General features: G+C 44.6%; 11 protein-coding genes and 1 pseudogene. 7 read left to right on the top strand and 5 right to left on the bottom strand.

The genetic code is table 11. The annotated features are described in order from the left end of the window. Window positions 1-332: 332 nt before the first annotated feature. A complete protein-coding gene (gene malK / locus AC3D28_RS18710) occupies window positions 333-1451 on the bottom strand; it encodes a maltose/maltodextrin ABC transporter ATP-binding protein MalK (RefSeq protein ID WP_098413689.1) in 1119 nt (372 codons plus the stop codon). Window positions 1452-2123: 672 nt separating this feature from the next. On the opposite strand from malK, the gene malE reads away from it, so the two are divergent. The 3 genes from malE (at window position 2124) to malG (ending at window position 5858) form a co-directional block, all read left to right on the top strand. Next, window positions 2124-3302 (top strand): maltose/maltodextrin ABC transporter substrate-binding protein MalE, encoded by a 1179-nt coding sequence (malE, locus tag AC3D28_RS18715; protein WP_488536290.1) that lies wholly within the window; start codon window positions 2124-2126, stop codon window positions 3300-3302. Between the two features lie 78 nt (window positions 3303-3380). Further along, entirely contained in the window at window positions 3381-4955 is a 1575-nt protein-coding gene (gene malF / locus AC3D28_RS18720) for a maltose ABC transporter permease MalF (protein WP_098413691.1), read from the top strand. A gap of 12 nt (window positions 4956-4967) precedes the next feature. Then, on the top strand, window positions 4968-5858 hold the full coding sequence (malG, locus tag AC3D28_RS18725) for a maltose ABC transporter permease MalG (RefSeq protein ID WP_098413692.1): 891 nt from the start codon (window positions 4968-4970) through the stop codon (window positions 5856-5858). Between the two features lie 434 nt (window positions 5859-6292). Here malG and AC3D28_RS18730 read toward each other — a convergent pair whose 3' ends face one another. The 3 genes and pseudogenes from AC3D28_RS18730 to AC3D28_RS18740 all read right to left on the bottom strand — a co-directional run bounded on the left by AC3D28_RS18730 (window position 6293) and on the right by AC3D28_RS18740 (window position 8257). Beyond that, the gene (locus AC3D28_RS18730; RefSeq protein WP_488536291.1) at window positions 6293-6538 is read right to left on the bottom strand and encodes a hypothetical protein; all 246 of its coding nucleotides are present in this window, start codon (window positions 6536-6538) and stop codon (window positions 6293-6295) included. Window positions 6539-6718: 180 nt separating this feature from the next. Further along, a complete protein-coding gene (locus AC3D28_RS18735) occupies window positions 6719-7204 on the bottom strand; it encodes an acyl-CoA thioesterase (protein ID WP_488536292.1) in 486 nt (161 codons plus the stop codon). Between the two features lie 146 nt (window positions 7205-7350). Then, window positions 7351-8257: pseudogene (locus AC3D28_RS18740) on the bottom strand (DMT family transporter). A gap of 98 nt (window positions 8258-8355) precedes the next feature. On the opposite strand from AC3D28_RS18740, the gene AC3D28_RS18745 reads away from it, so the two are divergent. From AC3D28_RS18745 to AC3D28_RS18760, 4 genes are all read left to right on the top strand, one after another. Further along, the gene (locus AC3D28_RS18745) at window positions 8356-9144 is read left to right on the top strand and encodes an AraC family transcriptional regulator (protein WP_098413696.1); all 789 of its coding nucleotides are present in this window, start codon (window positions 8356-8358) and stop codon (window positions 9142-9144) included. 183 nt (window positions 9145-9327) lie between these two features. Further along, window positions 9328-10968: an ABC transporter transmembrane domain-containing protein gene (locus tag AC3D28_RS18750; protein ID WP_488536293.1), complete on the top strand. Its 1641-nt coding sequence runs from the start codon at window positions 9328-9330 to the stop codon at window positions 10966-10968. Then, window positions 10965-13133: an ABC transporter transmembrane domain-containing protein gene (locus AC3D28_RS18755; RefSeq protein WP_488536294.1), complete on the top strand. Its 2169-nt coding sequence runs from the start codon at window positions 10965-10967 to the stop codon at window positions 13131-13133. Before AC3D28_RS18750 ends, AC3D28_RS18755 begins: the two co-directional genes overlap by 4 nt. After that, a complete protein-coding gene (locus AC3D28_RS18760; protein WP_488536295.1) occupies window positions 13126-14439 on the top strand; it encodes an HlyD family type I secretion periplasmic adaptor subunit in 1314 nt (437 codons plus the stop codon). Before AC3D28_RS18755 ends, AC3D28_RS18760 begins: the two co-directional genes overlap by 8 nt. An 86-nt stretch (window positions 14440-14525) precedes the next feature. Here the strand turns inward: AC3D28_RS18760 and AC3D28_RS18765 are convergent, their stop codons facing one another. Next, window positions 14526-17783 (bottom strand): VCBS domain-containing protein, encoded by a 3258-nt coding sequence (locus AC3D28_RS18765; protein ID WP_488536296.1) that lies wholly within the window; start codon window positions 17781-17783, stop codon window positions 14526-14528. Window positions 17784-17800: the final 17 nt, after the last annotated feature.

A 17800-nucleotide genomic window follows, 5' to 3' on the forward strand; every position in this document is an offset into this window, starting at 1 on the left:
CGATTATATACCCAAATAACCTGTTCTGTGAGAATGATTCGTAGTGAGGAACAAACGAGTTTTGTCGATAAGCATGAAATTTGGAACTTGAGCTAAGTTTGGCGAGTTAAGAACAAAACAGGCATTGATTAGCAGGGAGTTAGAAAAAGGACTGAAGAGGAAGTCTTAATATCAAGTATAGGGTTCGCTGAGGGTAGGTTTTATCGGGATTTCGTCATTGGAGTATGAAGGATAAAGGATCATTTTCTTTCAAATTATGACACTCTGTAGTTGAAGAGAAATAAAGCAGTCCCTCTCCATCGAGAGGGACTGTTAGTAACAAACTCAGTTGTTTATTCTGCGTCTAGGCCGTTCTCTTTGTAGAGTCGGCGACATGCACGGCCATCACTATGGAACAGGTGACAACGATGTGCCGGAATACCAATTTCTAACTTATCGCCGGCTTCAACCGCTAAGGTATCTGGTTGACGGAAGATAACGTCTGCATCTGCGCCCTCAAGGTTGAGGTATACTTGAGTCTCGTTACCCAGCTTCTCGACAATCATCACTTCGCCGTGAATCGAAGCATCTGCTTCCGTGGCGCTTATCAAATGCTCAGGACGCACACCGAGGGACATACGGTCACCGCGATTAATGGTCGTGCCATCGACGGGAATCCAGAATGATACGCTGTTAGACAATTGAACTTTCACGCGATCTGATTCAACTTCATCAATAAATACACTCATGAAGTTCATTTTTGGTGAACCGATAAAACCGGCAACGAAACGGTTTTGTGGATAGTGGTATAGCTCGAGAGGTTTACCTACTTGGGATACATTACCACCGTCTAATACTACGATCTTATCTGCCATGGTCATTGCTTCTACCTGATCGTGCGTTACGTAGATCATGGTACAACCAAGTTGGCGTTGTAGTTTCGTGATTTGAGCACGCATGTTTACACGCAGTGCTGCATCAAGGTTAGACAAAGGCTCATCTAAAAGAAATACGTTTGGTTGGGAAACCAGAGTACGGCCGATAGCAACCCGCTGACGTTGGCCGCCAGAAAGCGATTTTGGTTGACGCTCAAGTAAGTGTCCTAACTGTAGGATTTCTGATGCTTGTTCAACACGTTTATCAATTTCGGCCTTGTTTGCTTTCGCTAGCTTGAGACCAAATGACATGTTGTCGTATAAATTCAGGTGCGGGTATAGAGCGTAAGACTGGAACACCATACCAACGCCACGTTTGGATGGTTCGACGTCATTCATGTGTTGGTCACCAATATACAAATCACCTGAAGTAATGTCTTCAAGGCCGGCAATACAACGTAACAGGGTAGATTTACCACAGCCTGATGGACCTACGAAAACAACAAATTCACCTTCGTTGATTGTTAGATCCACGTTTTTAGAAATCAGTACGTCGCCATACGCTTTACAAACATTTTTTAACGTGACACTCGCCATGTAGCTCGTCCTCGATCAATTTTTTTATTATTTACCGCTCATCATTATATGAATTATCAAGCGAGCAGTAACAGTAGAAATTGGTAAGTGGTTATGGTTAGTAAGAAAAGTAGGGTAGCACTTCAATAAAATGTCCTAAATAGAAGTGCTACCCATAATAGCCAAATACGAGTTTCACTCCCCCACATCATTCGTGTTGTCTCCCCCGTGAAATAATGACCACTAACAACACCAATAATGACATTCCACTCGCCTGGCAATGCAAAACCAGCACATCTTTTCCTAACCTGTAGGCACTGCTGGTAAAGGGTTCTTACCATCCACTCTTGGATGACTGCAGTTTCTAAGATTGTGCGTAGGGCTACATCCTCCTAATAAAAATAATTGCAGGGGGAGTAGACGGGGAGGAGTAAAAAAGGACAGGTAATGAAAGAGTTGGTCGGAAATCACATAATTGCCTTGTCTAAAGTTGAAATCGATCACAGGAAGTATCTATTTTGTGAGTTGAGTCTCTTACCCTTGTCGATTGAGATCACGAAAATACGTCATAATCGTAAAGGCGTAGGGATTAGGAGGATGAGACATATTGGATTATTTCAGAAGATATATGTCGGAATATGGCTGAACCTTAATGGACTAGCCCTACATCAAAAATATAAAAAGGATACGAACATGAAAAAGTTAAGCGCTCTAGCACTAGGTACTCTTGTTGCTTTGGGGTCTTTTGGTGCTAATGCTGCCATCGAAGAAGGACAACTTACTATCTGGATCAACGGCGACAAAGGCTATAACGGTCTTGCTGAAGTGGGTAAGAAGTTTGAAGAAGATACTGGTATTAAAGTGACAGTGGCTCACCCAGACGGCCTTCAAGATAAATTCCCTCAAACTGCTGCGACTGGTGATGGTCCTGATATTGTATTCTGGGCCCATGACCGTTTCGGAGGTTACGCAGAAGCTGGCCTACTAGCAGAAATCAAACCTTCTAAAAACATCCAAGAAGGCATCGTTGATTTTGCATGGGATGCAGTACGTTACGACGGTAAACTGATTGGTTACCCTATTGCGGTTGAGTCTCTATCTTTAATCTACAACAAAGACCTCGTGCCAAATCCACCAAAAACGTGGGAAGAGGTTGCAACGTTAGACGCAAAGCTTAAGAAAGACGGTAAGTCTGCAATCATGTGGAACCTAAAAGAACCATATTTCACTTGGCCTTTAATGGCGGCTGATGGTGGGTACGCGTTTAAATACACTTCAGAAGGTTATGACGTTAAAGATGCGGGTATCGCAAACGAGGGCGTGAAAGACGCCATGGACTTTGTAAAAGGCCTTGTCGACAAAGGTGTTATCTCAGCAGATATGGATTACTCAGTTTCTGAGTCTGCGTTTAACCAAGGTGAAGCAGCAATGACCATTAACGGCCCATGGTCTTGGGGCAACATCGAAAAGTCAGGTGTGAACTATGGCGTAACAACGCTTCCTAAGTTTCAAGGCCAATCTTCTAAGCCGTTTGTTGGTGTACTCACCGCAGGCATCAGCACCGCGTCACCGAACAAAGATTTAGCAGTAGAGTTCATTGAGAACTACCTACTCACTAACGATGGCTTGCGAATGGTTAACAATGACAAGCCTTTAGGTGCGGTTGCGCTTAACTCGTTCCAACGCGAACTGGATTCAGATACTCGTATTTCAGCGACAATGGATAATGCGATGAACGGCGAAATCATGCCAAATATCCCTCAAATGAACGCATTTTGGGGCGCGGCTAAGAACGCGATCATTAACGTTGTTGATGGTCGTCAAACTGTGGATGCAGCACTTGCAGATGCAGAAAAACAAATGACTAAATAATCCAGTAAGACCTTTTAAGGAGGGGGTAACTCCTCCTTACTTTTCAATGTTTATTTTATATTCGCTAGCAGGTTCCCTATGCAGTCAGTTCAAGGTACAAATGCTATGACAGCACCAGAAGCCAGCCTTCCGAGCAGTAAGAAAGTGTTCATGAAATGGTCACTTTTAGGTACTGTCGGTATTATCAATGGCTACGCAACTATCCTTATGTATTCACGCGGCGAGATTGCGTTTGCACTACTTACCCTCATTCTTACCGCTTTAGCGTTGTTCATTTTTGGTAGTAAAAAGACGTACGCACACCGTTATATTTATCCTGGCATTGCAGGGATGATCCTTTTCATCCTTTTCCCTTTGGCGTATACCATCGGTTTGGCGTTTACCAACTACAGCGCGAAAAACCAGCTCTCTTTTGAGCGTACGCAGAGCGTTCTTTTAGATAGAACTTATCAAAGCGGTGATAGCTACCCGTTCACTCTGTATAAAACCAAACAAGGCCACCAACTTGTGGTTGAAAAAGACGGTGAGTTACTCGCAACACCAAACTTCCAACTCGACGATTTGTCTGTCTCTGAACTTGACCTTGAACCTATTGAAGCTGCGAGTGGCGAAAAAGAGTCAATCAAAACGATCATTAAGAGCCGTAATGCGTTAAGCGAAGTTGACCTGAACCTTCCTAATGGCGAAGACATTCGTATGAGTGGCTTACGTAAGTTTGCTGCAGTTGTACCTTTGTACACTTTGCAAGAAGATGGGGAGACATTGTACAACAATCGCACTGAAGAAACGTTTCGTCCAAATATGGAAGTGGGTTACTACCAACCTGTGGATGAAAACGGTCAGTTCGTTGGTAATACCGTATCACCAGGTTTCGTGGTGAATATAGGCACGCACAACTTTGAACGTGTGTGGAAAGACGATGGCATCAAAGAGCCATTTATTAGCATTTTCATTTGGACGATTGTTTTCTCAGCACTGACCGTGTTGTTCACTCTAGTGATTGGCCTTGTCTTAGCCAGTGTCGTTCAGTGGGAAGCATTAAAAGGACGGGCCGCTTACCGATTGTTACTCATTCTTCCTTATGCGGTCCCTGCGTTTATTTCTATCTTAATCTTCAAAGGTCTGTTTAACCAAAGCTTTGGTGAGATCAACATGCTTCTGGAAGGTTTGTTTGGTATTAGTCCTGCTTGGTTCTCTGACCCATTCATGGCGAAGAGTATGATCTTGATTGTAAACACCTGGCTCGGCTTTCCTTACATGATGATTCTGTGTATGGGGTTGCTAAAAGCGATTCCAGATGACCTATACGAAGCGTCTGCGATCGATGGGGCGAACTTTATCACTAACTTTACACGCATCACCTTACCGATGATGTTGAAACCACTGACGCCACTATTGATTGCGAGTTTTGCTTTTAACTTCAATAACTTTGTGCTTATCCAGTTGTTGACAGGTGGTGGTCCAAACATGATTGGTACGTCAGAACCGGCAGGCTATACTGACCTATTGGTCAGCTACACCTACCGCATCGCATTCGAGGGTGCTGGGGGGCAAGACTTTGGCCTAGCAAGTGCAGTCGCAACATTGATCTTCCTGTTAGTTGGCGCGCTGGCTCTTATCAACCTACGTGTAACTAAAGTAGCTCAAGATTAAGGAGAGATTACCATGGCAATGGTACAAGGTAAGTCATTAAAGTATCGTGTTTGGGCTACTCATATTGCAATGTGGGCATTCTTGGCACTCATTATTTTCCCTTTGCTGATGATCATCGCAATTTCATTCCGTGAGGGTAACTTTGCAACGGGTAATTTGATCCCTGACAATCCAACACTTGACCACTGGAAACTGGCGTTAGGTTTCTCGGTCACCAACCCTGATGGCACGGTGACACCACCGCCATTCCCAGTTATGACGTGGTTGTGGAACTCAGTAAAAGTGGGTGGTATTTCTGCAATCCTAATCGTGGCGCTATCAACCACATCGGCTTACGCGTTTGCTCGTATGAAGTTCAAAGGTAAGAACACCATTCTGAAAGCGATGATGATCTTCCAAATGTTCCCAGCGGTACTGGCACTGGTTGCACTTTACGCGTTGTTCGACAAGCTTGGTCAGTACATCCCATTCCTTGGTTTAAACACGCATGGTGGTCTGATCTTCGCTTACTTAGGTGGTATCGCACTGCACGTATGGACGATTAAAGGCTACTTCGAAAGTATTGACTCTTCGCTAGAAGAAGCGGCTGCACTTGATGGCGCGACACCTTGGCAAGCGTTCCGCTTGGTATTGCTTCCACTGTCTGTACCTATCTTAGCGGTGGTATTCATCTTGTCGTTTATCATGGTAATTGGTGAAGTTCCTGTAGCATCTCTACTACTTTCTGATGTAGACTCGTACACACTTGCGGTGGGGATGCAGCAATACCTGTATCCACAAAATTACTTGTGGGGTGACTTTGCCGCCGCTGCAGTGCTTTCAGCAGTGCCAATCACTGCAGTATTCTTACTTGCGCAACGCTGGTTGGTTGGTGGTTTAACCGCTGGTGGTGTGAAAGGATAATCTCAAGTGGTCTTTGAGATTGACAAGAATAACTAGAAAAGGGCGACCATAGGGTCGCCCTTGTACTTAGCACTGATATTACACTTTTGGTTTGGCCGCCGATCAGTAATATCTTGCTTTTATTTGGCGTTACGCATAGCTGGCTGTTAGCTTAGTTCCTTACGATTTAACCACTAACAGTTTTTGTAACCATAACCTGAGTTTCGACTCAGGTTTTTTTATGCTTGCTAAAGAATAATGATTCAAAAGCAGGTTCAGACTAGCGGCTTTGCAATGGATTACACAAGGGCTGAATAATGCCCTGCGTAGCACTTCACATAAATAGGTCAAATGATATCAAAGAGAGATTGCTGCATCAGCGCGTCACTCTCGCGGAGCCGAGTATCTTTAAGTTATTAGGAGATAATCATAGTTAGGGGAGGAAGCAAAGAGGTTCAAAACTCTCGGTTGGAAGGGGCACATCCGACATATTGTAGTAAGGTATATAGACTCTCTTGCTGCAGGGCGACACGACGAAATAAATTGGCGAATGTTTCATCACCGCCGAAGCAAGCTTGAATATAATGGTTAATTTCTGTTTCGTTGTAACCTGCGACGTACATGGTTCTTACCCATTGGTACTCGACCGTTTTTAGATTGATCAACGTCTCTTCACTTAAGGTGGTTTCTTTTATTCTCAAGATCCTAACTCTTCTATTCAATACCTAAATAATAGGTGGATTTAAGCAGAGCAAGGTGAAGGATGTATGACAATAGAATTGAATTTGAAATAAATGTCATAATCACGACATTGCTTCATAGTTGAGGTTGAGAGTTTTGAACCGTGGCCGCTGAGTGTGCTGGTGCGGCCACTCCACAAGTTACTTAAGATACTTTACGTGAGCTTCCATTTCCTCGCCGATTTCTTTACGCATGTTCATTAGGCGAATGGCGGATTGCTCTAATGCTTTATCTTCTTCAGATTCAGGCGCCCATTTCGGGACATCGATTGGTTTCCCGTTTTCGTCCACTGCCACCATAATCACAATGCAGTGCGTTGTTAGGCGGTTTTTCATTTCTTTGGGGTCACTGGCCTGAACATCAATCGCGATGTGCATTGAGCTGCGACCCGTGTAAATCACTTTTGCGCTGACTTCGACAAGGTTACCAACATGGATTGGGGCGACAAAGCGAATGCCACCCGCGTAGGCAGTAATACAGTATTTGCCACTCCAAGCTGCAGAACAGGCGTAAGCTGCTAAATCAATCCATTTCATTACGGCGCCGCCGTGAACTTTTCCGCCAAAATTGACGTCACTAGGTTCTGCTAAAAAGCGAAGAGTCATCTCTCTTTGCCCACTGCTCATCTGTCATTCCTTTCTGAGTTACTTTGAACTCAATGTAGCAGCAAGAGCGAGTCACGGAAATAGCAAACGTAACAAAACGTTAACTTTTAAAAGGTGACAATAAAAACAGCCACGATCATTTCCATGGCTTTCTATTTGGTGTGGGATTAACCTGCGCTAGAGGGGAGCTCGGGAGCGGCAATCAGCTTTTTGCGTCGTAATTTTATTTGCGATAGCGCCACACCTAAAATAACCAACAAGCCGCCGATGATGTGGTAGATATAAACTTGTTCGCCAATCAAGGTCGCCGCGAGCGCAACTGAAACGACGGGCATTAAGTTCATAAACATGGCGCTTGAGTCTGCGCCAATTAAATCGATGGCCTTAAGCCACATAAGCGGTGCAAAAATAGAAGCCGCAATGCCCGCATAAGCGATGAGTGGTAATGCCTCTGGATTAGGCAGCAGTTGCTGGCTCGACAACCACAAAGGGGTCAGCATAATGACAGAAAAGAACCCCTGCATATAAACCAGTGTTAGGCTGACTAAAAGGCATTTCCCAGCGTTTTAACAGCACACAATACGTAGCATAAACGACGGCTGCAATCAGCATTAGCTTATCGCCTTGAGTGATATCTTGATGCAAAAAGTAGGTGATATCGCCATGTCCAAGCATAAAGGCTAAGCCACCGAGAGAAATTACCCCACCAGCAACACTCAACATAGAGATTGATTTACCGAGTAACGGCACACTTAAAAATACGCTGATGAGGGGAACTAAAGAGATGATCAGCGCCATATTTGATGCGGTTGTCGTTAAACCAGCGTAATAACCGAGCGATTGGTTAAGTACCATACCAAGCAAAGCCAGAAATGCCAGCTTAGTTAAATATGGACGGATAGCATGTCGTTGCTTTATGACGGCTGGTAAACAAAATGGGGTCAAGATTAATATCGCGACAAACCAGCGGTAAAAACTCATTGCACTTGGCTCAATTGCGCTCGCCGCCATTTTGTTCACGATAGAGTTACCACCCCAAATCATGACTGTAAAAAACGGAAGTAAATAAACCATAAAAACCCTAAAGCACAATAATGAATGGCGCTAGTCTGACAGGTCTTTATAATGAGAAGTATCTCTTAAACGACATCGTAAGCGATAGGAAGACAATTTTGAAAAAGAGTGCGAGAAATCTACATCCTTCGTTATCCATTGATCGGGCGCCATCAGATGTATTTATGAACTTCGAAGCGTTTCTTTCTAACACAGAAACGCGAATTCACAGCCATCCATGGGGGCAAGTGCAGTTGATCAGTGGTGGTATTCTGGAAATGGATGCAGAGGATACGCGCTTTCTGGCTCCGCCACATTTGGCGATTTGGGTGCCCGCAGAGATCCGCCATACCAGCTACAACCGCAAGCCGATCGAGTATTGCTCTTTGAATATTGCGCCTGAACTGACGGCTCACTTTCCCACTAAAACCAGCTTAATCAAAGTGACGCCAATTGTTTCAGCTATTATCGAGGATTTTCGTCAGCGTGATATTAACGTCGCGCAAAGCGTTGAAGATATGCGGTTGGTACAGGTTTTATTGGATCAATTGGCAAAACAAGAAGTAGAACACCACTTTCTTCCAACAACCAACAACAAGTATCTTGCACCGATCTTAAAAGCGGTAGAAGAGTCACCAACTGACGAAATTAGTTTAGCGGAGTGGGCTGCAAAAGTGCACACCACCGAACGTACGTTAGCGCGGTATTGTCAGAGTGAGTTGGGGATGAGTTTTACTGAGTGGCGTTTGCGAGTGCGTTATTTACATTCAATGAAGTTGCTGCGTAAAGGGCAAACGGTCAAGGAGGTGGCGTTGACCTTGGGTTATAACCAAGCCAGCCCTTTTATCGCTATGTTTAAAAAATACTCCGGAATGACACCGGAACAATATAAAAACCGCTTGTTATAGTGATGATATAATAGTTTGAGGCGAATAATGTTTGCACGATAAGACTTCGTTATCCTAGTCCAGTCATCAATCTAAGTATTGACTTCCTAGGTGAACAAAAAAACACTTTAAATCAGTTTGTTATCTTGCAAAACCTAGCATGGTGTACCAATCTTATTTCATCAGCATGGATAAGGATTGTGTATGCCTGTAACGTCAGTAAAAAACAAAGAGGTAGTAAGGAAAGTTTTACTGCCTTCTTTACTTATTAACCTCTTGTCATTAGCCGTTCCGTTAACGGTTCTCCAGATCTACGATCGAATACTCCCCAATCAAAGTTATGGAACTGCAACGCTGCTTTTAGCTGGTGCGACGCTGGCCGTCGCTATGGAAGCATTGATTAGATTTGTGCGTACTTGGCTTTTGTCAGCTGCGGCAAGTAATACCGAGAAAGCGACGTATCAAGCCTTGGTCGAAATAGTGACAAGCGCGTCATCAAAGCATCTTCGCCATCTAGGTATTGGGGGGGTGGAAGAGGGGCTGGGTTCAGTATCAAAAGTCAAAGACTGGTATTCCGGAGGAGTAATAGCAGGCTTTATTGATTTGCCTTTTGCGTTAATCTTTTTAGGGCTGGTAGCTTATATCGGCGGTGAGCTAGTGGCGATACCTTTGGCAGTTTGGTTCATTACATTCGGTATTGTTTGGTTATCTTCTATTCGTGTTAAAGGCTTGAGTGAAGAAGCTTCTCAAGATGAGCAGGAGCGAAAAGTGTTCTTGCTCCTACTGAGTCAAACTATTCAAGGAATTAAACGTCAGGCCGTTGAGTCTCGAATCTTTAATCAGTTTAAATCCTTAAATAGTGTTCGTTCTCAGTCTAAAGCGAGAGAAGAAGAACAGAATGCATTCGCACAGGAGTGTATTCAGCTTGCTGCACTAGCTACTTCAGTTTTACTTGTGATTACAGGCAGCTTGTGGGTGTTGGATGGCCAGCTAACGACTGGTGGACTAGCGGCATGCTCCATCTTATCGGGTAGAGCCGTCGCGCCTTTAAGTGCTCTGGTTGGGATTAGAATTAAGCTCAATTCAATACACAGTGCTAACCAGGCAATAGAAAAGTTGAGTGACCTTTCCGCTTCTGATTATCCGGCTTCTCAACAGTCGGTTTCCGAGCAATCTCATATCACCATTTCGGATTTTGAAACTCTGGAAATTAAGCAAGCGACTATTGAAAGGTATGGGGAATTAGCTCATGTGGATTTGAAGCTGAATAAAGGTGAGTTGGTACTATTAGAAAGTGAAGACCGTTATACCAGTAGTTATTTTTTATCGTCAATTGCAGGTGTTGATGATCTAAAGTCGGGTGAGTGTTTCATTAATGGAGTACCCGTTTCAACCACATTCGTAGCCAATATAACGGCATATTGTGGCGTTAAAGGGCAATTGGTGTCAGGCACAATCCTTGACAACTTGTGTGGCTTTAATCCCGACAGAGCACAAAGCGCCAATAACTATGCAAAGCGCCTTGGTCTAACCAAAGAAATTACCCGCTTACCTGATGGGCTAGAAACTAAAATTGGCCACACGAGCACTTCCTTATTGAGTATGGGCAACGTAAAAATGCTCAATATTGCGACTCAGTTGGCAAGTGATAAGCCAGTCATCATGTTAGAGCGACCGGATTCTTCATTAGATTTAGATACCCTTGCAAACTTGGCTACGGTGTTAGAACAAGAAGTGTCGGCCGGTCGCACGATACTGATGGTGAGCTATCATTCGAAGCTTCGTGAATTAGCCAGTCGAACCATTATGGTGGAAATTGAGACTAAGCAGGAGGCCGTCGCATGAGCAGTTTAGATGCTACTAAGAGTGCAGAAGCGAGTAATTGTTTAGAAGTGATGAATCATTTAGAAACGATGAGCCTTTCTGTTCTTAAGCAATTGGAAGTTAACGCTAATATCCAATTGTTTGCGAATCAGTGGATCGATGAGAATGGCGTTGAGTCAATAGACGATATGTTTGCTTTGTTCGATAGGTTAGCATTACCGTACCGCTTAGTTGCCGACTTAGATGAGGTAGGTGAACACAAATTGTTGTTATTGGTACTAAGTGAGAATGAATTGGTATCAGGTCACCGAGAATCAAAGCAGTTCATTGCTTCTGACTCCAATGATCATATTACACATGAACCCCAGTTTTGTATTGTTATAGAAGGCCCACCATTAGAGAAGGCCTCTCCCGATTGGGTTGGCGAAAGGTTACATGCGTTTCGCCCTATCATTCCTAAGTTGTTGTTGGTTAGTTTTGTCACTAACTTGTGTGCATTGGCCGTTCCATTCATCACTATGTCGATTTATGATCATGTTATTGGTGGTAACGCGGGGCACGAGCTGCAAGGTATCGCTATTGGTGCGGCTTTATTGTTTGTAATGATGGGCTGGTTAAGAACATTGCGTAGTCGAGTGTTTGCTTCGGTTTCAAATCGAGTAAGCCGCGAAATATCTCAATCTTTAGTTCAGCGTCTGCTTAGAAATAGCTATGTTCAAAATCAGCAAACGGCATCTTCTAGCCAACAGAACCAAGTGATGTTGTCCGAGCACATTTCAGCTGTGTTATCTGGGCCATTAGGAAGTGCTCTGTTTGATCTGCCATTCATTTTTATTTTTGTGCTTGCGATAGGTATTTTAGGTGGATGGCTGGTGCTGGTTCCCATTTTGTCTTTGTTTCTTTATTACTTGTTAGCAAAACGATCAATACGCTCAAGCAGCAAGCGTTCAATGCAATCGACAGTGGCGGGTACTAATCGTCAAAACATGACAAATGAGCTCTCAACTAAACTCGCTTTTATTCGCAGTGCGGGATTTTCACAACATTGGATTCAACGCTTCAAAAAGGCCAATCTTCTTGCATCTACGGTGACGTTCAATCAATCGGTTCTACAGAGTCGGTACACTTCTATTTATTACTTCATTGGCGTGGGTTCAACACTAGCAGTGATGGGCTTAGGAATAGAGCTTATTTTTGAACAAGTAATGACTCCCGGTGGCCTTATTGCTTCAATGATGTTGATATCCAAGGTGACTGGCCCAGCTCAGGTATTGGCGAACAGTGCGGTGCGTTTTAATAGCTTTAATCAATCTAAGTTGCAGGTGAACCGTATTTTGTCTCAACCGTCTGAGCGTGAATTTAGCTACCAACATCACCCGCTGCCAACGGTAGCGCCGAACTTGAAGTTAGATCAAGTGACTCTGCGTTATCCTAAGCAGAATCGCCCTGCATTGAACGGCGTTAGTTTTGACATTGAAGCCGGTGAAATTGTAGCGATCACAGGCCCTTCTGGAAGCGGTAAGTCAACATTGATTGAAGTGCTAGCCGGGTTACAGCCTATTCAAAATGGCATGGTTGAGCTTGAAGGTGTCAATCTTGTTCAATACGATCCACAACTTTATCGCCATTGGTGCTTTATTAGAGCCGCTTATCCTGATTTGCTGACGTTAACTATTCGAGAGTGGTTAAACGACGGGCATAAAGTCGAAGAGCAGAAAATGATCGCCGCGATTGACATGGTTGGGGGGAAACGTTGGTTCAACACATTGCCAAATGGGCTAGATACTTCCATTAGTAGTATCCAACCGGACAGCCTTTTTGACATATTGTCAGGCAACGTCGCACAGATCCTCATTGATGCGAAAGCGCTGGTTTATGACTACCCAATGTTCTTAATGGATAACCCTGTTCCTGATGCTTACCCAAATACTAAACGTATATTTGGTGAGTTTGTGCGATCGAAAAAAGGAAAAGCTACGGTGATCTACACCTCTCATGATCCGGATTTAATTAAGCTTGCCGATAAAGTGGTGGTACTGAATGAAGGCGCCGTGGTTTATGCGGGCCCATTAGAGCCTGAGCAGCCGCAAGAAGCGCGACAATCTCAAGAGCAACAACAATCACTTCAACTGAGTGTAGCCCAACAAGAACAATCAGAGTCTAAGCAAGGAGTCACTAATGGTTAAACCACCTATAAAGAAGGGCAAGCGCTACGGTGAACTTGTTGAATCACAAAATACGGCTCGTATATTAGCGCTAGTGACGTGGTCGGTTGCCCTATGTGTCGTCGTTTTTGCTACTTGGTCTGTGGTTACTCAAGTCGATGAAATTGCGAAGGCCAAAGGTGCGGTGATCCCAGAAGGTGAGAAGCAAGTCTTACAAAGTGCTATCGGCGGTCAGTTAAAGCAAATCTTAGTGAAAGAAGGCCAATTGGTTGAGAAAGGCCAGCCGCTTGTTGAGTTCGATGCAACTTTCCAGCGTACCGCTCTTGAAGAACTTAAGTCTCAACAAGTGACTCTTTTAGCAAGCATTGAGCGTATGAATGCTTTGCTTGAACAGCGCGAGCCAAACCTTGCGGAATTCGAGGTGGATTATCCAGAGATTGTCAGCCAACAAAAAGCGCAGTTGAACGCGCAAAAAGCCCTCTATTTCCAAAAACGCGTGGTACTTGAAAAAGAGAGTGAACAAATTGCAGAGCAGCTTCGAAGTGTCGAAAAATCATTACCTAGTTACGAAAAGCAGCTGGATGCCACTAAGCAAGAATTGAATATATTAGAAAAGGGCTATAAAGCGGGCAATATTTCACGTTTGCGTGTGCTTGAAATGCGCCAAAAGTTAGCCAGTATCGAACAGAAAATTGAAGAAGCTCGGGGTAAGAAATCGGTATTGATTAGGCAAGCTGACAGTAATGACCAAAAAATAGAACAGCTTCTCGCGGAAGCGAAAGCTAAAGTCAGTGATGATCGTTCTAAAGCTGTCTCTGACTTGTCAGCACTGAATGCTAGGGTACGTTCAAGCCAAGCTAAATTGACGAACACCATGTTAGTCTCACCTCTGCAAGGGTTAATACAAAGCCTTCCAAGCACACAAAATGGTGGTGTCATTCCGCCGGGTGGCACCGTAGTTGAAATTGTTCCTGTAGGTGGTAAAGCCGCCTTCAAAGCTCGCTTGTCTCCTCGAGATATTGGTTTTGTGAATGTAGGGCAACCGACTCGAGTCAAAATTGATGCGTTTGATTATAGTCGCTTTGGCGCTTTAAAGGGGGAGGTTGAAAGTATTTCACCGACCACAAGTCAAAGTGAAAAAGGGGAGGTGTACTACGAGGTCGTGGTTTCTATCGACAAACCTTATTTCCGAGACAACCCTGAAATATTTGCGATTTTACCAGGAATGACGGGCGAGGTAGACATCACCACGGGTGAGAAGTCCGTGTTCCAGTACCTTTGGAAGCCGATTTACACCAATGTGAGTGTGGCGTTTGGTGAAAGGTAATCGCTATAAAATGTCGATGAGAGTAAACGACTAAGAACAGCAAATAATAATAAGGGAGCACATCATGTGCTCCCTTTTGATTGTTGTTACGGGGTAGGGTCGATATCGGGTAATCCATCGATATCGTTGTGATGGTGGTGCTCATCCTCTTGGTTATGGTTGATGTTTGCATCATGGTGTTCAAGTGCGTCTGACATATCCAAGTGCGCTTGGTCATGTGTGGTTGTCTCTTGTTGGTCGACTTGTGCAAGTACGATATCCATATCCGCAGGTTGATCGTCAACTGTTGTCGATGTTGCATCGGGTTTAATGCCCAATGCATCCAGATAAGCTGCGGCACCATGATGGCTGACATCGTGATGTTGAGAGTCAGTAGCACTAACACTAACATGTTGCTCATTTGGAGCATTACTATCTTCTACGATAGTAACAGAAGCTTCAAACGTCAGAGGTGAGTCTGGTTCATCGTGTTGAACAAGCGGTGGCGGCGGCGGGTTTACATGGCTTTGAATGTGCCCTTGTAAATCTTCCGTGGTTACTGCAGTGACGCCCGTGACCGAGTTGTGCGTTGTTACTTCTGTCTCGAAGTAATGGTGCCCATTGGTCATTGGGTGATCTGAGACCATCACAAGGTGACCATTGGCCGGTACCGTGTAACTACCGTCATGGTTAGCATTTATGTTGTGCCCGTTGCTTTGAAGAGTTAGCCCTTGCTGTAAGTGGGTCAGTCGAATACTGGAAACTGACTCATCACCTGAAGATAGGTGCGCTTGAACATTCACAGGTACTTCATAGTGGTCATGGGTAACGAGAGGGAAGTTGGTTGGTAAATGACCTTTAAGCACCGTACCGTCACCAAGAATGATGTTTTCGATGCTTTCTAATTCCATATTACCCAATTTTTCACCATGATCATGCAAGCGTGGTGCATTGTTGCGATTGTAAGCCCCTAAAATCAGGGTATCACTACCATGTCCACCTTCTATCTCCTTGTCTGTCAGCCTTCCTCCGATATAAAGAATATCATTACCGCCTTCCAGCTCAGCTTCTTCGTTGAGCCGTCCATTTACGATGATGATATCACTATGCCCATGGCCTTTTATTTCATGATGACCACTCACCGTGGTTGCGTGTTGTCCTAATGAGCTTGCGTAGTTTTGTACTGTACCTGCGGTAATACCAGCGGTTACATGATGTGTATGCCTCGTATCCACGTTGACACTAATGGTTGGCGGTGTATAAGGCACAGGGTCCGTGTGACCGTTAATAGTCATAACAATCTCTTTCGAGACTTTACCACCATGTCCGTCGTCAACAAGCAAAGTAAACTTGTCTTGCAATGTGTCGTTATCGTTAAGGGCATTAACGATAGGGTTGTTATTATCTAAATGATAAACCCAAGTGCCACTATGCGAATCAAAAACAACATGACCATAGGCGGCGCTGTGTGTAGGATCTAGAGTTGCGGTGGTGGCATCACCATCGACATCATTGACGAGCAGTTGACCCGTCGGGTTAAGACCTGAATCTTCATCAACAGAGTGCAGGCCGATAACATGACTTACTTGTGGCTTCTCTGAAACTGTCGGCAAATCGTTGGTTCCGGTAATGGTGATCACGATGTCATGGTGTGTACCATCTGCAGATTGAACCGTGATGGTTTCCGTGTCGGTTTGCCCTTCGGCAAGCTGCTGAACGGTTGAATGGCTATTGTCTAAACTGTAAGTCCAATGCCCATTTGCATCAATATGAGCATGCCCATAACCTTTGCTGCCTGCTATTCCAGTGCCACCTTGAACCGCAATAAAGCCTGTTGTTCCATCAGGGTCATTCACTGTCAAGGTACCGGAAGCGTGAAGTGTGGCGTCTTCTTGAGTTTGCCCTGTTTCGTCTCCACGGAATGTTGCAGCGTCCGCGACACCGCCAATATTGATGAATATTGCCCCTTCTTTTGAATCAACATGCCCATCGTTTGCTGTGAATTGCACGGCACCTAGCCCACTGATACCAGTGCTAAAGTAGTTTGGAGTGGGGGTGAAGATGAGTGAAGAAACATCGGATGCATTGACGTTATCACCAACATTCACCGTTGTTCCATTCAGTATTAAGACACCATGGGCAACGTTGGTGATAGTGATATGGTTTAACGCATCCCCATCAACATCTGAATACTTAAAGTCGGCAGCAGTGAATGCATGTGGTGTATCTTCTAACGAACTAATGAATTTAGAGCCAACAGTCGGTGCGTCATTTACTGCGTTAATATCAATTACCATCGACGCGCTCAACGAATCTTGGTGCCCATCATTAGCGGTAAATTCAAAATTGGCATAATTTGCACCACTTTGATTGTGTAGTGGAGTGAACGTTAAATGCCCTGCAGATAAGTCACTTTTAGATATTTGCTGGTTGGTGGTGACAAGCGTGCCATTGAGCTTTACAAGCCCCTGAGCTGGCAGGCGAGTTATCGTAATGTGGTCTAATGCATCATGGTCAGAGTCGCTATAACCAAACTCGGGTATGGTAAAGGTATGTGTTTGATCCTCGTCGTTGGCTACAGTTTGAGGTGCGATTGTTGGCGTATGCTGAGCCGGAGGATTGACCTCAATGGTTAAGCTATTTTGAGATGAGTCATTTCTTGAATTGCCGCCAGTATCACCGACCCGATAAACCATGCTGGGTACCGTTCCAGTAAATCCAGCATCGGGCGTGAATGTATAGTGCCCATCTGCTTCAATAGCGAGCGTGCCAATTCCAGTCATAGAGTGTGGGTGTCCAGGTGTGACCGTGACATAACCTGCTACGGGGTCTTTGATTTGAATATCTTGCAGTAGTAGGTGTGCATTGGAATCCATATCGGTTGCAGCACCACTCACTCCTTCATGCGTTCCTGCACCAGAAATAAGATTGCCTTCGATAGTGCCACTATGTTGCACCCCAGAATCACTGAGGGTGTGCAGGATTGGATCGTCTGTCGTGCCATTTATGGTGACGGTGACCGAATGCTTAGTGCCATCTTTTGAGGTGATTTCAATACTGTCTGTGAGCGTTTGCCCATCATCTAAGTCTTGAATAGGTGTACTCGTGTTGTCTGCGGTATAAGTCCAAGCGCCACTAGAAGTAATGGTGAAGTGACCATAGGTTCCATCCTGCGATATTTGCGGTTGGCCTTTGAGATCTAACGCAGCTTCGCCTTGTCCGTCAACATCAGAAATGACGAGGTGGCCATTACAAATAAGAGCATCTTGAACGGGCGATGAACCTGCGACATTCACGTTGTGTTGAAGGTTGGTATCTTCACCGATGCTGCCGGAGTCACCGGTAAATGTTGCGGCATCATTCACGGCTGCAAGGGTTGTGC

This window comes from Vibrio sp. TAP-3B, assembly GCF_057784735.1.